Consider the following 18113-nt stretch of genomic DNA (forward strand, 5'->3'; position numbering starts at 1 on the left):
TGTGGGAGGGGGCTTGCTCCCGATAGCGATGGATCAGCCAACACATCAGGCCCTGACACACCGCCATCGGGAGCAAGCCCCCTCCCACATGGGTTCTGCGGTGTGTCTCAGATCAGGCGTTTTCCAGCAGGTTATGCAACTCCACAAACTGCAGCGTCAGCTTATGCCGTGGGTCCAGGTGAATCAGCGGTTTGTTTTCCTGGTGCGACTCGCGCATGCGCACCGAGCTGGCCAGGTACACCGGCAACACCGGCAAGCCCTCGGCGATCAACTCATCGAGCATCTGCTGCGGCAGGCTCGCTCGCGCCTGGAACTGGTTGACCACAATGCCTTCCACCTCAAGGTCCTCGTTGTGGTCTTCCTTCAATTCCTCGATTTCAGCCAGCAGGCCATACAGCGCCTGGCGGGAAAAACTGTCGCAATCGAAGGGAATCAGTACACGATCAGCAGCGATCAACGCCGAAACCGCGTAAAAATTCAACGCCGGTGGCGTATCCAGGTAAATCCGGTCGTAATCTTCGCTCAGCTCGTCCAACAATTTTCGCAACTTGTTGATCTTGTGCTTGGCCTCCAGCTTGGGCTGCAGGTCCGCCAGTTCTGCCGTGGCAGTGATCACATGCAGGTTGTCGAACGGCGTTTCGTAGATATCGACGCGGTTCTTCTTTGAAAACGGCCCGGACGACAGGGTTTGCTTGAAGAATTCAGCAATGCCCATCGGGATATCATCGCCGGTCAGCCCGGTAAGGTACTGGGTTGAGTTGGCTTGTGCATCGAGGTCCACCAACAGGGTCCGATAGCCTTCACTGGCGCTGACCGCCGCCAGGTTGCAGGCGATGCTGGACTTGCCAACGCCGCCTTTTTGATTGAACACCACGCGCCGCATGGAAAAACCTCCGTGTATCAATGAATGTCCGAGTGTAGAGGGCAAAAGCGCCTGTTAGCTACCTCGTTCATCCATGCATTGGCGCATGACGGATAGACATTAGTAATGCACCGCACAAATGAAAAGGAAACATCCGACAATCCAGCTGCCTCCCGGAAATGAACACTCGGCAAACCTCTACCGCCCATTTGTCATCGCCCATGCACAAAGTTTGCTAGAACCCCACGGCACCGCGATAATGCGCGCCATTCGGCGATTGCTCCCTGTCCCGGTATTCGGGGCCAAAAGCCGCACATGGAAGCCCGCAGGGGCGGGATAACCTCTCAGTGATCACTTTCAATATCGCCCAATGGCGCGCCTGGGCCCCCGGCCTGGAAAGCGCGGACGACTGGCACGCCTGGTGCCAGGCCCCGGCATTGCTGCCCGCCAGCGACGCTTGCCCCGACGTGTCGTTCCTGCCGGCCATGCAGCGCCGCCGCCTGAGCCGCCTGGCGCGCATGGCCTTCGCCGTGGGCTGGCCGCTGGCCGAAGGCCTGCCGGATTTGCCCCTGGTGTTCATTTCCCGGCATGGCGAAACCCCGCGCACCCTCGATATCCTCAGCGACCTGGCCAACGACCAGCCACTGTCGCCGACCCAGTTCAGCCTGTCGGTGCATAACGCGGTGATCGGCCTGTGGTCGATCCTGCGCAATGAAACCGCGGAAATGACCGCCCTCGCCGCCGCCGGCGATGGCCTCGAGCACGGCATGCTCGAAGCCGCCGCGCTGCTCAACGAAGGCGCCCCGGCGGTGCTGCTGGTGATCACCGAAGAACAGCCCCCCGACGCCTATGCCGGCTGGATCTCGGATGTGCCCTTCCCTTACGCCCTCGGCCTGCTGCTGACCCCAGGCGACGAGTGGCAACTGGAACTCAGCCGCGGCACTGTCCAACTCACTCACACCCAGTGGCCCCACGCCCTGGACCTGCTGCGCACCCTGCTCACTGAACAGGTCGCCTGCCAACATGCCTGGAAGAACCGTGTATGGAACTGGCAACGCAAGCCATGAGCGCCAAACCACGGGACGCCTATTACTGGCGCCTGTTCGCTACCGCTGCCAGCTTTGCGCTGTTCGGCTTCGGCGGCCTGTGCCTGCGTTTGCTGGTGTTTCCCCTGCTCAGTTGCCTGCCAGGGAACGCAGACAACCACCGCCGCCGCGCCCGCCACACCATCAGTTGGCTGTTCTGGTTCTTTATCCGCCTGATGCAGCGCGCCGGCGTGCTGACCTACAGCGTCGAAGGCGCCGAGCACCTCGGGCGTCCGGGCCAGATGATCATCGCCAACCACCCGTCGCTGATCGACGTGGTGTTCCTGATCGGCCTGGTGCGCCAGGCCAACTGCGTGGTCAAGCAGAGCCTGTGGCAGAACCCCTTCACCCGCGGCCCGGTGCGCGATGCGGGCTATATCAGCAACGACGGCAGCGCCGAGATGCTCGATGCCGCCGCCGGCGCCCTGCAAGCCGGCCAGACCCTGATCATTTTCCCGGAAGGCACCCGCACCACACCCGGCGCGGCGCCTGCCTTTCATCGCGGCGGCGCCGCCATTGCCCTGCGCGGTGCGACAATCATCACCCCCGTGGTGATCAAGGTCAGCCCCACCACCCTGACCAAGGCCGAACCCTGGTACCGCATCCCAAAACGTCGCGTGCACTTCAGTTTGCGCGTGGGTGCCGATATAGAACCACAGGCCTTTGCTGCACTAGGGCCTGCGCCCCAGGCTTCACGCAAGCTCAACGATTACCTGCATCACTATTTCATTAAGGAGCTCGCCGAAGATGAGCGACCAACACCGCCTTGAGCACGACATAAAAACGCTGATCATCGAGGCCCTGGGCCTGGAAGACATCAGCGCCGACGATATCGGCAGCGATCAAACCCTGTTCGGCGAAGGCCTCGGCCTGGATTCGGTAGACGCCCTGGAATTGGGCCTGGCGATCCAGAAAAAGTACGGCATCAAGATCGATGCCGACGCCAAGGACACCCGCAATCACTTCACCAACGTGGCCAGCCTTGCGGCGTTCGTCACGGCCAGACAGGCAGCTTGAGACCGGACCATGCAAACTCGTGACGATATTTTCAACACCCTGCGCGATGCCTTGGTGGAACTGTTCGAACTACCGCCGGAACGCGTCACCCTCGACGCCAATCTGTACCAGGACCTGGAAATCGACAGCATCGACGCCGTGGACCTGATCGACCATATCAAACGCCAGACCGGCAAGAAGATCGCCGCCGAAGAGTTCAAGGCGGTGCGCACCGTCAACGACGTGGTTGAGGCGGTGTACCGTCTGGTCACGCCCGCCGCATGAGCCGACTGATCAGCCTTGGCCTGTTGCTGGCGGGGCTGCTGTACCCCTTTGCGGTGTATTACGGCACCGAGCACTTCGCGCCATGGCAATTCGGCCTGCTGCTGGGCAGCCTGTGGCTGTTGCGCGCGCTGACGGGTGCACGCCGCCCCGGCAGCCGCTGGATGGCCGTGGCCGTGATCGTGTTTTGCCTGGGCCTGGCCTGGTTCGACAACCCGCACCTGTTGCGCTGGTACCCGAGCCTGGTCAGCGCGTTCATGCTGGCGCTGTTCGGTCTGAGCCTGAAATACGGCCCGCCGATGGTCGAGCGCCTGGCACGCATGACCGATCCACAGCTACCGCCCCGGGCCATTGTGTATACGCGCCAGGTCACCGTGGTGTGGAGTGTGTTTTTTCTGTGTAATGGCCTGCTCGCCGCCGCCCTCACCCTGTGGGCACCGTTGAGCTGGTGGACGTTGTACAACGGCCTGATCGCCTACGGGCTGATGGGGCTGTTGTTTGCCGTGGAATGGCTGGTACGACAAAGGGTTCGAGGCCGCATATGAATGGGTTGAAACTTGAGCACCTGCTGCTCGAGCCGCTGCAACAGCGTGGGGTCACCACCGAACCTGCGATGAATCACGCCCAATTGTGGGCGCAATCCCTGCAACTGGCGGCGGGCCTGCAAGCGCGTGGCATTCAGCGCCTGGCCGTGCACCTGGAAGATGCCGGGCTGCTGGCGATTGCCCTGCTCGGCGCCTGGCGCGCCGGGACCAGCGTGCTGCTGCCTGCCGACCTGCAACCCCAGACCCGCCAACGCTGGGCCGATGCCGTGGATGCCTGGCTGGTGGAAGCCACCGATCTCGACGCGCTGTACCAGGCACCATTGAGCCCGGCAGCACTGGATCTGGACGCCTGCCAGTTGAGCCTGTGCACCTCCGGCTCCAGCGGCGAGCCCAAACGCATCGACAAGACCCTGCGCCAACTGGCCAACGAAGTGCAGGCGCTGGAAACCTTGTGGGGCGCCGACCTTAAAGACGCCTGCATCATCGGCAGCGTGGCCACCCAGCACATCTACGGCTTGCTGTTTCGTGTGTTGTGGCCGCTGTGCGCCGGTCGCACCTTTGTGCGCAAGCAACTGGCGTTCCCCGAAGACATGCAGCGCGCCAGCCGCGAGCACGGGCAATTTGCCTGGGTCGCCAGCCCCGCGCTGCTCAAGCGCATGGGCGACAACCTCGATTGGCCGGCGCTGCGCCAGGTATCGAAGGTGTTTTCCTCCGGCGGCGCCTTGCCCGTCGACGCCGCCGGCAGTCTCTACGACCGCTTGCAGCAATGGCCGACAGAAATCCTCGGCAGCTCGGAAACCGGTGGCATCGCCTGGCGCCAGGGCGCACAACCATGGCAGCCGTTTGCCGACGTGCAACTGAGCCAGGACACCGACGGCGCCCTGCGCATCGCCTCACCGTACCTGCCCGCCGGGCATGTCGAACAGACGGCCGACGCCGCGCGCATCCACGCCGATGGCCGCTTCGAGCTGCTCGGGCGCCTGGACCGCATCGTCAAGCTGGAAGAAAAACGCATCTCCCTGCCCATGCTCGAACAGGCCTTGATGACCCACCCGTGGGTCGCCGAAACCCGCCTGGGCGTGGTGCAGGAAAACCGTGCCTTCCTCGGCGCGCTCGTCGTGCTCAACGACGAAGGCCTGCACGCCCTGCGCAACCAGGGCCGACGCACCGTGACCCACACCCTGCGCCAGCACCTGAACCAACATTGCGAAGCCCTGGCCCTGCCGCGTCGCTGGCGCTTGCTGCGCCAACTGCCGCTGAACAGCCAAGGCAAACTGCCCCAGGCCGACGTCGAAGCGCTGTTGCTGGCACCCCGGCCGAAAACCCCGGACGTACTGGAGCAAGTCGAAGTCGACGGCGAATGGACCCTGCAACTGAGCGTGCCACCGGACCTGGCCTACTTCAGCGGCCACTTCCCCGTCACCCCGGTGCTGCCCGGCGTGGTGCAAGTGGAGTGGGCGTTCAACCTGGGCCAACAATGCCTGGACCTGCCGCCGACCTTTGCCGGGATGGAAGTGCTCAAGTTCCAGCAACTGGTACGCCCGGGCGATCGCATTGAACTGCATCTGCGCTTCGACGCGGAACGCGGCAAGTTGTATTTCGCCTACCGCAATGGTGTCGCGGCCTGTTCCAGCGGCCGGATCCAATTGGAAGCCGCCCATGTATAAGCCCTGCGCCCTGATCCCGGTCTATAACCACGAAACCGCCGTGCCGGCCGTGGTCGACAGCCTGTTGCACAGCGGCCTGCCCTGCCTGCTGGTGGACGATGGCAGCAGCCCCGCGTGCGCGGCAGTGCTGGCGCAGTTGGCGACGCTCGAGCACGTCACCCTGCTGACCCTGCCCCGCAACCAGGGCAAGGGCGGTGCGGTGATGGCCGGCTTTCGCGAGGCCGCTCGCCTGGGCTTCTCCCATGCCCTGCAAGTGGACGCCGACGGCCAACACGATCTGCGCGAAGTCGAGACCTTCATCGACGCCTCCCGCCGGCAGCCCACCGCGATCATCTGCGGCTACCCCGAATACGACGAAAGCGTGCCCAAAGGTCGCCTGTACGCGCGCTACCTGACCCACGTGTGGGTGTGGATCAACACCCTGTCGCTGCAGATTCGCGACTCGATGTGCGGCTTTCGTGTGTATCCGCTGGCACCAACCCTGGCACTGATGGACTCGGCCTACATCGGCACCCACATGGATTTCGACACGGACATCCTGGTGCGCCTGGCCTGGCGCAACCAACCGATGCGCTGGCTGCCGACCCAGGTGCATTACCCCGCCGACGGGCTGTCCCACTTCCGCCTGTTCCGCGACAACGTGCGCATTTCAGCCATGCACACCCGGCTGTTCTTCGGCATGTTGATCCGCGCGCCGATGATCCTGTGGCGACGGTGGCAGGCATGAGCAACAGCGGCAAACACTGGGCCGACCGTGAGGAACGCGGCAGCTACTGGCTGATGAAACTCACCGCCGTGGCCGCCAAGGTCCTCGGCCGCCGGCTGTTGAGCCCGGTGCTGTACGGCATCGTGTTGTACTTCTTCCTGTTCGGCCGCACCGCGCGCCAGAGCGCCTGGCAATACCAGCAGCGCCTGGCCGAGTGGAGCGGGCGCGACGAATTGCGTCCCAGCCAGCGCAGCGTGTTCGGCCAGTTCATGGCCTTTGCCGACTCGCTGCTCGACAAACTCGACGTGTGGAACGGCAAGCTGCGCCTGGAACAGATCGAGATCAACGACCCGGCCAAACTGCGCGGGCAACTGCGTGGCGAACGCGGGCAGATGCTGGTCGGCGCGCACCTGGGCAACCTCGAAGTGTGCCGCGCGCTGGCGGAGATCGGCGAACAGGTGACCATGAACGTGCTGGTGCACACCAAGCACGCCGAACGTTTCAACCGCCTGCTGGGCGAAGCCGGCGCCACCCATTTGCGTCTGATCCAGGTCAGCGAGCTGGACCCGGCCACCATGCTGCTGCTCAGCCAGCGCCTGGACGACGGCGAATGGCTGGCGATTGCCGGCGACCGCGTGCCACTGCACGGCGGGCGCACGGTGCGCGTGGATTTCCTCGGCCACGACGCCGCCTTCCCCCAAGGCCCGTGGTTGCTGGCCGGCCTGCTCAAATGTCCGGTGAACCTGCTGATGTGCCTGAAACACCAAGGCCGCTATCGCCTGACCATCGAGCCCTTCGCGGCCCTGATCGAATGGAAACGCAGCACCCGCGAACAGGTCATCGCCCAGTGGACCGCGCGCTACGCCGCACGCCTGGGCCAGTTCTGCCTGCAAGCGCCCCAACAATGGTTCAACTTTTACCCTTTCTGGAAGACCGATGACGACGCATCTTGAGCCAGTAACCTTTGGCGAACGCCCTCTGCGCATCGAAGACGTGCTGGCCCTGGCCAACCGTCAGGTGCCCACGCACTTACAGGATGACGCCGCCTACCGCCAGCGCATCGCCAAGGGCGCGCAGTTCCTCGACTCGCTGCTGGACAAGGAAGGCGTGATCTACGGCGTGACCACCGGCTACGGCGACTCCTGCGTGGTGGCGGTGCCGTTGCACCACGTCGAAGCCTTGCCCCGTCATCTGTACACGTTCCACGGTTGCGGCCTGGGCAAGTTGCTCGACGCCCAAGCCACCCGCGCCGTGCTCGCCGCGCGGTTGCAGTCGCTGTGCCACGGCGTGTCCGGGGTGCGCGTGGAGTTGCTGGAGCGTCTGCACGCCTTCCTCGAACACGACGTACTGCCGCTGATCCCGGAAGAAGGCTCGGTGGGCGCCAGCGGTGACCTGACGCCGCTGTCCTACGTGGCCGCGACCCTGTCTGGCGAACGCGAGGTGCTGTTCCGTGGCGAACGGCGCCAGGCCATCGACGTCCACCGCGAACTGGGCTGGACCCCGCTGGTCCTGCGCCCCAAGGAAGCCCTGGCGCTGATGAATGGCACTGCGGTGATGACCGGCCTCGCCTGCCTGGCCTTCGCCCGCGCCGATTACCTGCTGCAACTGGCCACGCGCATCACCGCGCTGAACGTGGTGGCGCTGCAAGGCAACCCGGAACACTTCGACGAGCGCCTGTTCGCCGCCAAGCCGCACCCTGGGCAGATGCAAGTCGCGGCCTGGCTGCGCAAGGACCTGGCCATCGACGCGCCGACCGCGCCGCTGCATCGCCTGCAGGATCGCTACTCGCTGCGCTGCGCGCCCCACGTCCTCGGCGTGCTGGCCGACAGCCTGAACTGGCTGCGTTCGTTCATCGAGATCGAACTGAACAGCGCCAACGACAACCCGATCATCGACGCCGAAGAAGAGCGCGTGCTGCACGGCGGGCACTTCTACGGCGGCCATATCGCCTTCGCCATGGACAGCCTCAAGACCCTGGTGGCCAATGTCGCCGACCTGCTCGATCGCCAGCTCGCGCTGCTGGTGGACGTGCGTTACAACCATGGCCTGCCGAGCAACCTGTCCGGCGCCCCGGCCGACCGCGCGATGCTCAACCACGGTTTCAAGGCGGTACAGATCGGCACCAGCGCCTGGACCGCCGAAGCGCTGAAAAACACCATGCCGGCCAGCGTGTTCTCGCGCTCCACCGAATGCCATAACCAGGACAAGGTGAGCATGGGCACCATCGCCGCCCGCGATGCGATCCGTGTGCTGGAGCTGACCGAACAGGTCGCCGCCGCCACCCTGCTCGCCGCCCACCAGGGCGTGTGGCTGCGCGCCCGGGCCGACGAGGCACGCCCGTTGCCGCCGGCACTTGCCGCGATGCACGAGGCACTGGCCAAGGACTTCCCGCCCGTGATCGAAGACCGCGCCCTCGAAGGCGAACTGCGCCTGTGCCTCAAACGTATCGCCGAGCAACACTGGAGGCTGCATGCGTAGCCCGGGCGTGTTGCACAGCGACACGGAAATCCTCGTGCCGTTTTTCGATATCGACACCATGAACGTGGTGTGGCACGGCCATTACGTGAAGTACCTGGAAATCGCCCGGTGCGCCTTGCTCGACAAGATCGGCCACAACTACACCGCGATGCTCGAGTCGGGTTATGCGTGGCCGGTGATCGACATGCAACTGCGCTATGTGCGCGGCGCCACCTTCGGCCAGACCCTCAACGTGCGCGCCAGCCTGGTGGAGTGGGAGAACCGCTTGAAGGTCAATTACCTGATCACCGATCTTGCCAGCGGTGAGCGTTTGACCCGCGCCATGACCGTGCAGGTGGCGGTGGACATCGCCAGCCGCGAGATGCAACTGGCCTCACCAACAATATTCACTGACGCCGTAGAGAGAGCTTTGAAATGAGATCCCCTGTGGGAGCGAGCTTGCTCGCGAAGATCCTGAGGGTCCTGATGAGTGTCAGGCGACCCGCGTTATCGTTAACGTCCCTCGCGAGCAAGCCCGCTCCCACAGGGATCGTGTTAAGCCTGTTATTAAGCATTCCAAGCCTGGCTCACGCTTTTGACCTGCAACAGCTCAGCGATCAGTTGGCTAAACCCAGCGTGATCCACGGCAGCTTCATCCAGGAAAAACACCTGCGCGCCCTGCCACAACCTCTGGTCAGCAAAGGCACCTTCGTCCTCGCCAAGGACCACGGCCTGCTGTGGCTGCTCAAAACCCCGCTGCAACAGGATTACCGCATCCGCCCCGAAGGCATTGCGCGCCGTGACGCCAACGGCTGGCAAGCGCTGCCGAACAAGAGCGCCGGCGCCGAGCAGAACCGTCTGTTCCTCGCCGTCCTCCAGGGCGACAGCAGTGGTTTGCAGCGCGATTTTGAACTGCAGCTGCAAGGCGAAGCCCAGCAATGGAAGCTGACCCTGATCCCGCGTTCCCTGCTGCTCAAGCAGGTGTTCACCCAGATCAATATCGACGGGGGCGAGTTGGTGCAAACCATCGAGCTGCTGGAGACCCAGGGCGACAGCACCGTGCTGCGCATGCAGGACAGCACCGCCGGGAAACCCTTGAGCGACGCGGAGAGCCATGACTTTGCCCAGTGAGCGCCTGCTGCCGCGCCTGTTCCTGATCCTGCTGGTGGCGGTGCTGGCCCTGGCCGGCTGGCAGTGGCGCCATGGCGCGCCGCTGTCGGCCAACCTGATGGAGCTGGTGCCGGGCAGCACGCCGGACGCCCTGGAACTGCAAGCCGAACAACGCATGCAGGAGCCGCTGAACCGCCAAATGCTGGTGCTGGTGGGGCATGCCGACCGGCAAATAGCCGTGACCATGGCCGAGCAACTCGGCGAGCGCTGGCAGGCCAGTGGGCTGTTTGAAAAGGTGCAATGGAACCTGCAGGCCGACTTGCCGGCCCTGCGCGAACAACTGCTGCGCGGGCGCCTGGCGATGCTCTCGGCCAAGGACCGCGCGCAACTGGTCGAGCAGCCCGACGCGTTCATCCAACAACGTGTGCAAGCCCTGTTCGACCCCTTCACCGGGTTCAGCCTGGTGCCGAGCCAGGATGACTGGCTGGGCCTCACCGGACGCATCCAGAACAGCCAGCCGCAACGCGGTTCGATCCAGTTGGATATCGGCAGCGGCGCGTTGATCGCCGAGGCCGATGGCAAAAGCTGGGTGCTGCTGCGCGCGCACACCACCGGCAATGCCTTCGATATGAACCTGCCGTTGCAGGTCGCCGACTTGCTCCAGGCCAGCCGCGCACAGGCCAGCAGCCAAGGCGTGCAATTGCTCGCCGCCAGCGGTCTGCTCTACGCCGCGAGCGGGCAACAGCAGGCCACGCGGGAAATCACCTGGGTGGGCGGCGGCGCGACCGTCGGTATTTTGCTGCTGCTGTTGCTGGCGTTCCGGCGTTGGCGCGTGCTGCTGGCCTTTGTGCCGGTGCTGGTGGGCATGCTCTTCGGCGCAGTGGCCTGTGTGGCGCTGTTCGGCCATATGCATGTGATGACCCTGGTGCTGGGCTCGAGCCTGATCGGCGTGGCGGTGGATTACCCACTGCACTACCTGTCGAAAAGCTGGAGCCTGCAACCCTGGCGCAGTTGGCCGGCGTTGCGCCTGACCTTGCCGGGGCTGAGCCTGAGCCTGGCCACCAGTTGCATCGGTTACCTGGCGCTGGCCTGGACGCCGTTCCCGGCCTTGACGCAAATCGCGGTGTTCTCCGCCGCCGGGCTGGTCGGTGCGTATCTATCCGCCGTGTGCCTGTTACCGGCCCTGCTCAACGGCGTCGAACTGCGCCCGGCACAGTGGCCGCTGCGCATCACCGAATGCCTGTGGCAACTGCGGGCGGGGTTGCTCAAGCGCGTGCCGAGCGCGGTGCTGCTGGTGTGGGTGCTGCTGTTTTGCGTCGGTGGCCTGTGGCAGCTCAACAGCAAAAACGATATCCGCCAGTGGATCGGCGCACCGCCGCAATTGCTGCAAGAAGCCCAGGCCGTAGCACGCATCACCGGTTTCCAGCCCACCAGCCAGTTCTTCCTGGTGCGTGCAGACAACCAGCAGCAGTTGCTGGAGCGCCAGGCCGCCTTGAGCCAGCGCCTGGACCAACTGGTGAACATGGACAAGCTGCAGGGCTACCTGGCGCTCAACCAACTGGTCAACCTGCCCGCCGAACAGCAACAACTGCGCGAGGCGCTGAACAACCTGGCGCAACACTGGCAGCCGCTGCTGGACCTCGGCGTACCCGCCAGCGCCCTGCACGCCGAAGTCGCGCAACTGCAAGCGCTGCCCACCGAAGACATCGACGCCGCGCTGGTAGGCCCCTTGGCCGAGCCTTGGCGCACCTTGTGGCTCGGCCCGGTCGACGGCGGCGTGGCGGCGATGGTCAGCCTGCAAGGCTTGAACAACCCGGCGCTGCTGCGGGTGCAGGCGCTGGACCTGCCAGGCGTGCAACTGGTGGATCGCCTCGGCGACCTGAACCGGGTGTTCGCCGACACGCAGATCAGCGCGGCCGAATTGAAGTTGATGTCCTGTGGGCTGATCGTGCTGTTGCTGATCCTGCCGTTCGGTTTCGGCGGTGCCTTGCGCATCGTCGCCCTGCCGCTGCTGGCCGCCCTCTGCAGCCTGGCAAGCCTCGGTTGGCTGGGCCAGCCGCTGACGTTGTTCAGCCTGTTCGGCTTGCTGCTGGTCACGGCCATCAGCGTCGACTATGCGATTTTGATGCGCGAGCAGATCGGCGGCCCTGCGGTCAGTCTGTTGGGAACACTGCTGGCGGCGCTGACGACCTGGTTGTCGTTCGGCCTGCTGGCGGTGTCGAGTACACCCGCAGTGAGTAATTTCGGCCTGTCGGTCAGCCTGGGCCTGGCGTTCAGCTTTATGCTGGCGCCCTGGGCCGGCCATCAGAAGCACGCCCAATGAATGTGAATATCGCCAATGTGGCAAGGAGCCCTCGTGCCCATAGTTGAAATGGAACGTCGCCAGGTGGTGGTGATCGGTGCCGGCCCGTCCGGTGCCATCGCCGCCGCGCTGCTAAAGCGCAAAGGGCATGATGTATTGATCATCGAGCGCCAGCACTTCCCGCGCTTCTCGATTGGCGAAAGCCTGTTGTCGCACTGCATCGACTTCATCGAAGAAGCCGGCATGCTCGACGCGGTGCAGGCCGCCGGTTTCCAGGTAAAAACCGGGGCCGCGTTCGCCTGGGGCGAGCGCTACAGCGCGTTCGACTTCAGCGATACCTTCAGCAACGGCAAGCCGACCACCTTCCAGGTGCAGCGCGGCGAGTTCGACAAGTTGCTGGCCGATCAGGCCGCGTTGCAGGGCGTGGACATTCGCTACGGCGAAACCCTCATCGGCGTGGACCTTTCCGGCGCGTGCCGCTATGTGCATGTGCGCCGCGAGAACGGCAGCGAGTACCACATCAAGACCCAGTTCGTGCTCGACGCCAGCGGCTACGGTCGCGTGCTGCCGCGCCTGCTGGACCTGGAAGCGCCGTCGGACTTTCCGGTGCGCCAGGCGGTGTTCACCCACGTCGAAGACCGCATCGAGCACCCAGGGTTTGACCGCACCAAGATCCTCGTCACCACCCACCCGACCCAACGCGATATCTGGTTCTGGACCATCCCGTTCAGCAACGGGCGCTGCTCCATCGGTGTGGTGGCGGCCCAGGCGCATTTCGACGGCCGCGACAGCGACCTCGACGCCTGCCTGCGCAGCTTCATCGACGAAACCCCAAGCCTGTCCGGCGTGCTGCACAACGCCGTGTGGGATACGCCGGCGCGCACCATCGGCGGCTATTCGGCCAACGTCAAAACCCTGCACGGCCCGGGCTTTGCGCTGCTGGGCAATGCGGCGGAATTCCTCGACCCGGTATTCTCGTCCGGCGTGACCATCGCCATGCGTTCGGCGAGCATGGCCGCCGGCCTCTTGCATCGCCAGCTCAGCGGCGAGAGCGTGGACTGGCAACGCGAATTCGCCGAACCGCTCAAGCGCGGTGTCGATACCTTCCGCTGCTACGTCGAAGGCTGGTACGCCGGGACTTTCCAGGACGTGATTTTCCATCCCGGCAGCGCCCCGGAGATTCGCCGCATGATCAGTTCGATCCTCGCCGGCTATGCCTGGGACGAGCGCAACCCGTTTGTCAGCGAGCCCAAGCGGCGGTTGCGGATGTTGTCGGAGATTTGTGCGGGGGATGTCGCGTGAGCAGTCAGTACTTGAGTAAGAACTACGTCGAAGAAACCAAGTTCGGCTTCTGGTTCCTGCGCAGCCATACCTGGCAGCACCACGTGTTGCGCGTGGCGATCAACGACCTGCGCAGCCTGTTCAGCGAGCCATTGCCGGTGGCGCCGGTGTTACTGGACGCCGGTTGCGGCCAGGGCAAATCCTTCAAGTTGCTGCAACAGGTGTTCGCGCCCGCGCGCCTGATCGGCCTGGATGCCGACCCCCACAGCCTGGCGCTGAGCCGCGAAGAAGCGGCGCGCCAGGGCCTGGACGTCGAGCTGATCGGCAGCGACTGCGCCACCCTCAACGTGCCGGACGCGAGTGTCGACCTGCTGTTCTGCCACCAAACCTTCCATCATCTGGTCGAGCAGCATCGCGCCTTGAAAGAGTTCTACCGGGTGCTCAAGCCTGGCGGCTACCTGCTGTTTGCCGAGTCCACCGAAGCCTACATCGACACCTGGGTGATCCGCTGGCTGTTCCGCCACCCGATGCACGTGCAGAAAAGCGCCGGGCAATACCTGGAGATGCTGCGCGAGCAGGGTTTCGAGTTCGCTGCGCAGAACGTCTCGTACCCGTATTTGTGGTGGAGCCGCGCCCGCGATTTCGGCCTGCTGGAACGCTGGGGCCTGCGCCAGCCGCCGCCGGTGGGCCAGCGCGAAGAAACCCTGGTCAACTGCGTGGCCCGCAAACCCTTGGCGAGCGCGCCAACATGATGCGTCGGCTGTTGATCGGTGCCCTGTTGCTGCTGAGCGCCTGCGCCAGCCAAGCGCCGCTGCCCGAGAAAACCCCGGCCCTGGCCCTGCCGCTGCAATTGCATGTGCAGCGCCTGGAAGCGGGCCAGAGCCAGGATTGGCTGCTGGTGATCCAGCGCGAGGGCGGCGGCATCCGCTGGTCGATGATGGACCCGCTGGGCATCCCCCAGGCCCGGCAAAAGCTGATCGACGGCCAGTGGCAAGCCGACGGCTTGCTGCCGCCCAATCCCCAGGCGCGCGAGCTGTTCGCCGCCTTGCTGTTCGCCCTGGCGTCGGCCGATGACCTGCGCGCGCTCTATCCCGACGCCCAGGCGATGGACCTGACGCGCACCCTGCCGGGCCATTGGCAGATCGTCTATCAGTCGTCGGAGGTGTTCCGCGTGAACATCAGCGGGCAGCCCGTAAGTTATCGCATCAGCCCGCTCGGGGCCGGCCGATGACCGCCTATCTCAATGCCCTCGGCGTAATCTGCGCCCTCGGACGCGGCCAGGATGAGGTCAGCCGCAATCTGTTCGCCGGCGACTGCTCCGGCATGCGCGGCGAAAGCGGCTGGGTGCCGGAGCGCGTGCTACCGGTGGGCGGCGTGCACGGCGAGCTGGCGATCATCCCGCCCGAGCTGGGCCAGCAGAGCAGCCGCAACAACCAGTTGCTGCTGGAAGCGGCGTTGCAGATCGAAGGCGAGATTCGCCAGGCGATCCTCACCTATGGCCCGTCGCGGGTCGGCATTGTGCTGGGCACCAGCACTTCCGGTATCGACGAAGCCAGTCGCGGCATCGCCCATTACCTGCGCGACCACCGCTTCCCCGGCGACTACGACTACCAGCAACAGGAACTCAGCGCGCCGGCGAACTTCCTCGCCGACTGGCTGCAATTGAGCGGCCCGGCCTATGTGATTTCCACCGCCTGCACGTCCAGCGCCCGCGCGCTGATGAGCGCGCGGCGCCTGCTGGACCTGGGCGTGTGCGACGCGGTGATCTGCGGCGGCGTCGACAGCCTGTGCAAGCTGACCCTCAATGGCTTCAGCGCCCTGGAAGCGGTGTCGAACGAGCGCTGCAACCCGTTTTCGGTGAACCGCAACGGCATCAATATCGGCGAAGCCGCGGTGCTGTTTTTGATGACCCGGGAGCCCGCCTTCATCGCCCTGCTGGGCAGCGGCGCCAGTTGCGATGCGCACCATATCTCCGCGCCGGAACCCACCGGCAAAGGCGCGTTGCAGGCGATGCACAAGGCCCTGGCCAGTGCGAAATTGCAGCCCGGGCAGATCGGCTACCTGAACCTGCACGGCACCGCCACCCAACACAATGACGCCATGGAAAGCCTGGCCGTCGCCAGCCTGTTTCCCCAAGGCGTGCCCTGCTCGTCGACCAAGCCCATGAGCGGCCACACCCTGGGCGCCGCCGGCGCACTGGAAGCGGCGTTCTGCTGGTTGAGCCTGGCCCATGGTCGGCTGCCGCCCCACGTGTGGGACGGCCAGGCCGACCCGGCACTGCCCGCCTTGCGCTGGGCGCATGTCGGTGAGCTTTTGGAAAAACGCTGCCTGATGAGCAACTCGTTTGCCTTCGGCGGCAACAACGTCAGCCTGATAATCGCAGAGGCCCCATGATCGATTGGCCACTCGCCGAACTGCTGCCCCATGCGGGCGACATGATCCTGATCGACCAGGTGCTGTCGTTCGATGAAGAGCAGATTCACACCCGCGTCACCGTCAAGCCCAACGGCCTGTTCAACCGCCCCGACGGCAGCCTGCCGGCCTGGGTCGGCATCGAGCTGATGGCCCAAAGCGTGGCCGCCTATGCCGGCTGCCGCGCGCGCCAGAAAGGCGAAGCCGTGGAACTGGGCTTCCTGCTCGGCACACGCAAGTTCGAATGCAACGTGGCGGTTTTTCCCCTCGGCGCCGAGCTGAGCATCCATGGCCTGCGCTCTTTGGAAGACGACAACGGCATGGGTGTGTTCGAATGCCACCTCACCGGCGACGGCATCCAGGCCAGCGCCCGCTTGAACGTATTTCGACCGCCCCAGGCGGCCACTTATTTAGATGAATCGAAGGACGAAACGCCATGACTGAATCCGTACTGGTCACCGGCTCCAGCCGTGGTATCGGGCGCGCCATTGCCCTGCGTCTGGCCCAGGCCGGCCATGACATCGTGCTGCATTGCCGCAGTGGCCGCGCCGAAGCGGACGCGGTGCAGGTCGAGATCCAGGCCCTGGGACGCAAGGCCCGGGTGCTGCAATTCGACGTGGCGGATCGCGCGGCGTGCAAGCAGATCCTGGAAGCCGATGTGGAGCAACATGGCGCGTACTATGGCGTGGTGCTCAACGCCGGCCTGACCCGCGACGGTGCCTTCCCGGCCTTGTCGGAGGACGATTGGGACGTGGTGATGCGCACCAACCTCGACGGTTTCTACAACGTGCTGCACCCGGTGATGATGCCGATGATCCGGCGTCGCGCCGCCGGGCGTATCGTGTGCATTACCTCGGTGTCCGGGCTGATCGGCAACCGTGGCCAGGTCAACTACAGCGCCTCCAAAGCCGGCCTGATCGGCGCGGCCAAGGCGCTGGCCATCGAGCTGGGCAAGCGCAAGATCACCGTCAATTGCGTCGCGCCCGGTTTGATCGACACCGCCATGCTCGATGAAAACGTGCCAGTGGAAGAACTGATGAAAATGATCCCGGCGCAGCGCATGGGCACGCCGGAAGAAGTTGCCGGCGCGGTGAATTTCCTGATGTCGGCCGAAGCCGGCTATATCACGCGCCAGGTCCTGGCCGTGAACGGAGGCCTGTGTTGATGAAACGTGTCGTCGTTACCGGCATGGCCGGCATGACCTCCCTGGGCAGCGACTGGGACACCATCGCGGCCAACTTTCGCGCCAACCGCAGCGGCATCCGGCGCATGGACGAATGGGACCGCTTTACCGAACTCAATACACGCCTGGCCGGGCCGATCGACGATTTCGTCGTGCCCGCCCACTGGACCCGCAAGCAACTGCGCAGCATGGGCCGCGTCTCGCGCCTGGCGGTGTGGGCAGCGGAGCAGGCGTTGCGGGACGCAGGCTTGCTCGGCGACGAGTCGATCAAGGACGGGCGCATGGGCGTTGCCTGCGGCTCGTCCACCGGCAGCACCGATGAGATCAAGGCATTCGGCAACATGCTGCTCAACTCGGTGGCCGAGGGGCTGAACGCCAACTCCTATGTGCGCATGATGCCCCACACCACGGCGGCGAATATCAGCATCTTCTTTGGCCTGACCGGGCGGCTGATCCCCACGTCCAGCGCCTGCACCAGCGGCAGCCAGGGCATCGGCTATGCCTATGAGGCGATCAAGTTCGGGCGTCTGCCGCTGATGCTCGCCGGCGGCGCCGAAGAGCTGTGCCCCACCGAAGCCATGGTGTTCGACGCGCTCTACGCCACCAGCCTGAAGAACGACGCGCCGCAGACCAGTCCACGCCCCTACGACAGCGGCCGCGATGGCCTGGTGATCGGCGAAGGCGGCGGCATGCTGGTGCTCGAAGAGCTGGAACACGCCCTGGCGCGAGGTGCGCATATCCATGCAGAGATCGTCGGTTTCGGCAGCAACGCCGACGGCCAGCACACCACCCGCCCGGAGCAGAAAACCATGCGCCGCGCCATGGAACTGGCCCTGGAAGACGCCGGGCTCGAGCCCTCGGCCATCGGCTATGTGAACGGCCACGGCACCGCCACCGACCAGGGCGACATCGCCGAGACGCTGGCCACCCACAGCCTGTTCGGCAGCCGCATGCCCATCAGCTCGCAGAAAAGCTTCCTCGGCCACACCCTGGGCGCCTGTGGCGCGCTGGAGTCGTGGTTCAGCATCGAGATGATGAACCGCGACCAGTACGTGCACACCTTCAACCTGGATTGCGTCGACCCGCAATGCGGCGAGCTGGATTACCTGCAGGGTGAGTTCCGCGAGATGCACCACGACTATGTGATGAACAACAACTTTGCCTTTGGCGGCGTCAACACCTCGTTGATCTTTCGCCGCTGGTCCTGACTTTTTAATCGACTGGA

General features: G+C 64.8%; 20 protein-coding genes. 19 read left to right on the top strand and 1 reads right to left on the bottom strand.

Annotated features, from left to right (window positions below; all coding sequences use genetic code 11):
• Nucleotides 1-112 precede the first annotated feature (112 nt).
• Nucleotides 113-883 (bottom strand): ParA family protein, encoded by a 771-nt coding sequence (locus ACLH0J_RS01335; RefSeq protein WP_411390570.1) that lies wholly within the window; start codon nucleotides 881-883, stop codon nucleotides 113-115.
• Nucleotides 884-1209: 326 nt separating this feature from the next.
• Here ACLH0J_RS01335 and ACLH0J_RS01340 point away from each other — a divergent pair, with 326 nt between their 5' ends.
• From ACLH0J_RS01340 to ACLH0J_RS01430, 19 genes are read left to right on the top strand one after another with little or no spacing between them, the layout of a single operon-like run.
• Complete coding sequence (locus ACLH0J_RS01340) at nucleotides 1210-1929, top strand: beta-ketoacyl synthase chain length factor (RefSeq protein ID WP_411390571.1); 720 nt, start codon at nucleotides 1210-1212, stop codon at nucleotides 1927-1929.
• On the top strand, nucleotides 1905-2717 hold the full coding sequence (locus ACLH0J_RS01345; RefSeq protein ID WP_411390572.1) for a lysophospholipid acyltransferase family protein: 813 nt from the start codon (nucleotides 1905-1907) through the stop codon (nucleotides 2715-2717). The genes ACLH0J_RS01340 and ACLH0J_RS01345 overlap by 25 nt, the downstream gene beginning before the upstream one ends.
• Nucleotides 2695-2964 carry a phosphopantetheine-binding protein gene (locus ACLH0J_RS01350; protein ID WP_010563239.1) on the top strand — a complete coding sequence of 90 codons (270 nt, stop codon included), beginning with the start codon at nucleotides 2695-2697 and terminating at the stop codon, nucleotides 2962-2964. The genes ACLH0J_RS01345 and ACLH0J_RS01350 overlap by 23 nt, the downstream gene beginning before the upstream one ends.
• A gap of 9 nt (nucleotides 2965-2973) precedes the next feature.
• Nucleotides 2974-3228: an acyl carrier protein gene (locus ACLH0J_RS01355; protein WP_016979215.1), complete on the top strand. Its 255-nt coding sequence runs from the start codon at nucleotides 2974-2976 to the stop codon at nucleotides 3226-3228.
• Nucleotides 3225-3770, top strand: a complete 546-nt coding sequence (locus ACLH0J_RS01360) for a hypothetical protein (protein ID WP_411390573.1) — start codon at nucleotides 3225-3227, stop codon at nucleotides 3768-3770. The genes ACLH0J_RS01355 and ACLH0J_RS01360 overlap by 4 nt, the downstream gene beginning before the upstream one ends.
• Nucleotides 3767-5437, top strand: a complete 1671-nt coding sequence (locus ACLH0J_RS01365) for an AMP-binding protein (protein WP_411390574.1) — start codon at nucleotides 3767-3769, stop codon at nucleotides 5435-5437. Before ACLH0J_RS01360 ends, ACLH0J_RS01365 begins: the two co-directional genes overlap by 4 nt.
• A complete protein-coding gene (locus tag ACLH0J_RS01370) occupies nucleotides 5430-6164 on the top strand; it encodes a glycosyltransferase family 2 protein (RefSeq protein WP_411390575.1) in 735 nt (244 codons plus the stop codon). The genes ACLH0J_RS01365 and ACLH0J_RS01370 overlap by 8 nt, the downstream gene beginning before the upstream one ends.
• Nucleotides 6161-7096, top strand: a complete 936-nt coding sequence (locus tag ACLH0J_RS01375; RefSeq protein WP_411390576.1) for a glycosyl transferase — start codon at nucleotides 6161-6163, stop codon at nucleotides 7094-7096. The genes ACLH0J_RS01370 and ACLH0J_RS01375 overlap by 4 nt, the downstream gene beginning before the upstream one ends.
• Nucleotides 7080-8621 (top strand): HAL/PAL/TAL family ammonia-lyase, encoded by a 1542-nt coding sequence (gene hutH / locus ACLH0J_RS01380; protein WP_411390577.1) that lies wholly within the window; start codon nucleotides 7080-7082, stop codon nucleotides 8619-8621. The genes ACLH0J_RS01375 and hutH overlap by 17 nt, the downstream gene beginning before the upstream one ends.
• The gene (locus tag ACLH0J_RS01385; protein ID WP_411390578.1) at nucleotides 8614-9039 is read left to right on the top strand and encodes an acyl-CoA thioesterase; all 426 of its coding nucleotides are present in this window, start codon (nucleotides 8614-8616) and stop codon (nucleotides 9037-9039) included. Before hutH ends, ACLH0J_RS01385 begins: the two co-directional genes overlap by 8 nt.
• The gene (locus tag ACLH0J_RS01390; RefSeq protein WP_411390579.1) at nucleotides 9036-9731 is read left to right on the top strand and encodes an outer membrane lipoprotein carrier protein LolA; all 696 of its coding nucleotides are present in this window, start codon (nucleotides 9036-9038) and stop codon (nucleotides 9729-9731) included. Before ACLH0J_RS01385 ends, ACLH0J_RS01390 begins: the two co-directional genes overlap by 4 nt.
• Nucleotides 9715-12033 (top strand): MMPL family transporter, encoded by a 2319-nt coding sequence (locus ACLH0J_RS01395; RefSeq protein ID WP_411390580.1) that lies wholly within the window; start codon nucleotides 9715-9717, stop codon nucleotides 12031-12033. Before ACLH0J_RS01390 ends, ACLH0J_RS01395 begins: the two co-directional genes overlap by 17 nt.
• A 33-nt stretch (nucleotides 12034-12066) precedes the next feature.
• The gene (locus ACLH0J_RS01400; RefSeq protein ID WP_411390581.1) at nucleotides 12067-13314 is read left to right on the top strand and encodes an NAD(P)/FAD-dependent oxidoreductase; all 1248 of its coding nucleotides are present in this window, start codon (nucleotides 12067-12069) and stop codon (nucleotides 13312-13314) included.
• Entirely contained in the window at nucleotides 13311-14045 is a 735-nt protein-coding gene (locus ACLH0J_RS01405) for a class I SAM-dependent methyltransferase (RefSeq protein WP_411390582.1), read from the top strand. The genes ACLH0J_RS01400 and ACLH0J_RS01405 overlap by 4 nt, the downstream gene beginning before the upstream one ends.
• Nucleotides 14042-14524: a hypothetical protein gene (locus tag ACLH0J_RS01410; RefSeq protein ID WP_411390583.1), complete on the top strand. Its 483-nt coding sequence runs from the start codon at nucleotides 14042-14044 to the stop codon at nucleotides 14522-14524. Before ACLH0J_RS01405 ends, ACLH0J_RS01410 begins: the two co-directional genes overlap by 4 nt.
• Entirely contained in the window at nucleotides 14521-15687 is a 1167-nt protein-coding gene (locus tag ACLH0J_RS01415) for a beta-ketoacyl-[acyl-carrier-protein] synthase family protein (RefSeq protein ID WP_411390584.1), read from the top strand. Before ACLH0J_RS01410 ends, ACLH0J_RS01415 begins: the two co-directional genes overlap by 4 nt.
• Nucleotides 15684-16145: a hotdog family protein gene (locus tag ACLH0J_RS01420; RefSeq protein ID WP_411390585.1), complete on the top strand. Its 462-nt coding sequence runs from the start codon at nucleotides 15684-15686 to the stop codon at nucleotides 16143-16145. The genes ACLH0J_RS01415 and ACLH0J_RS01420 overlap by 4 nt, the downstream gene beginning before the upstream one ends.
• Nucleotides 16142-16870, top strand: a complete 729-nt coding sequence (gene fabG / locus ACLH0J_RS01425; protein WP_411390586.1) for a 3-oxoacyl-ACP reductase FabG — start codon at nucleotides 16142-16144, stop codon at nucleotides 16868-16870. The genes ACLH0J_RS01420 and fabG overlap by 4 nt, the downstream gene beginning before the upstream one ends.
• Complete coding sequence (locus tag ACLH0J_RS01430; RefSeq protein WP_411390587.1) at nucleotides 16870-18096, top strand: beta-ketoacyl-ACP synthase; 1227 nt, start codon at nucleotides 16870-16872, stop codon at nucleotides 18094-18096. Before fabG ends, ACLH0J_RS01430 begins: the two co-directional genes overlap by 1 nt.
• Nucleotides 18097-18113 lie beyond the last annotated feature (17 nt).

Source organism: Pseudomonas sp. MPB23 (genome assembly GCF_046605395.1).
Classification (GTDB): Bacteria; Pseudomonadota; Gammaproteobacteria; order Pseudomonadales; family Pseudomonadaceae; genus Aquipseudomonas.

Excerpts from the sequence above, each read along its gene's own strand:
- ACLH0J_RS01335 (WP_411390570.1), bottom strand. The coding sequence starts at position 883 with ATGCGGCGCGTGGTGTTCAATCAAAAAGGCGGCGTTGGCAAGTCCAGC.
- ACLH0J_RS01345 (WP_411390572.1), top strand. The coding sequence starts at position 1,905 with ATGGAACTGGCAACGCAAGCCATGAGCGCCAAACCACGGGACGCCTAT.
- ACLH0J_RS01350 (WP_010563239.1), top strand. The coding sequence starts at position 2,695 with ATGAGCGACCAACACCGCCTTGAGCACGACATAAAAACGCTGATCATC.
- ACLH0J_RS01355 (WP_016979215.1), top strand. The coding sequence starts at position 2,974 with ATGCAAACTCGTGACGATATTTTCAACACCCTGCGCGATGCCTTGGTG.
- ACLH0J_RS01360 (WP_411390573.1), top strand. The coding sequence starts at position 3,225 with ATGAGCCGACTGATCAGCCTTGGCCTGTTGCTGGCGGGGCTGCTGTAC.
- ACLH0J_RS01365 (WP_411390574.1), top strand. The coding sequence starts at position 3,767 with ATGAATGGGTTGAAACTTGAGCACCTGCTGCTCGAGCCGCTGCAACAG.
- ACLH0J_RS01370 (WP_411390575.1), top strand. The coding sequence starts at position 5,430 with ATGTATAAGCCCTGCGCCCTGATCCCGGTCTATAACCACGAAACCGCC.
- ACLH0J_RS01375 (WP_411390576.1), top strand. The coding sequence starts at position 6,161 with ATGAGCAACAGCGGCAAACACTGGGCCGACCGTGAGGAACGCGGCAGC.
- hutH (WP_411390577.1), top strand. The coding sequence starts at position 7,080 with ATGACGACGCATCTTGAGCCAGTAACCTTTGGCGAACGCCCTCTGCGC.
- ACLH0J_RS01385 (WP_411390578.1), top strand. The coding sequence starts at position 8,614 with ATGCGTAGCCCGGGCGTGTTGCACAGCGACACGGAAATCCTCGTGCCG.
- ACLH0J_RS01390 (WP_411390579.1), top strand. The coding sequence starts at position 9,036 with ATGAGATCCCCTGTGGGAGCGAGCTTGCTCGCGAAGATCCTGAGGGTC.
- ACLH0J_RS01395 (WP_411390580.1), top strand. The coding sequence starts at position 9,715 with ATGACTTTGCCCAGTGAGCGCCTGCTGCCGCGCCTGTTCCTGATCCTG.
- ACLH0J_RS01410 (WP_411390583.1), top strand. The coding sequence starts at position 14,042 with ATGATGCGTCGGCTGTTGATCGGTGCCCTGTTGCTGCTGAGCGCCTGC.
- ACLH0J_RS01415 (WP_411390584.1), top strand. The coding sequence starts at position 14,521 with ATGACCGCCTATCTCAATGCCCTCGGCGTAATCTGCGCCCTCGGACGC.
- ACLH0J_RS01420 (WP_411390585.1), top strand. The coding sequence starts at position 15,684 with ATGATCGATTGGCCACTCGCCGAACTGCTGCCCCATGCGGGCGACATG.
- fabG (WP_411390586.1), top strand. The coding sequence starts at position 16,142 with ATGACTGAATCCGTACTGGTCACCGGCTCCAGCCGTGGTATCGGGCGC.
- ACLH0J_RS01430 (WP_411390587.1), top strand. The coding sequence starts at position 16,870 with ATGAAACGTGTCGTCGTTACCGGCATGGCCGGCATGACCTCCCTGGGC.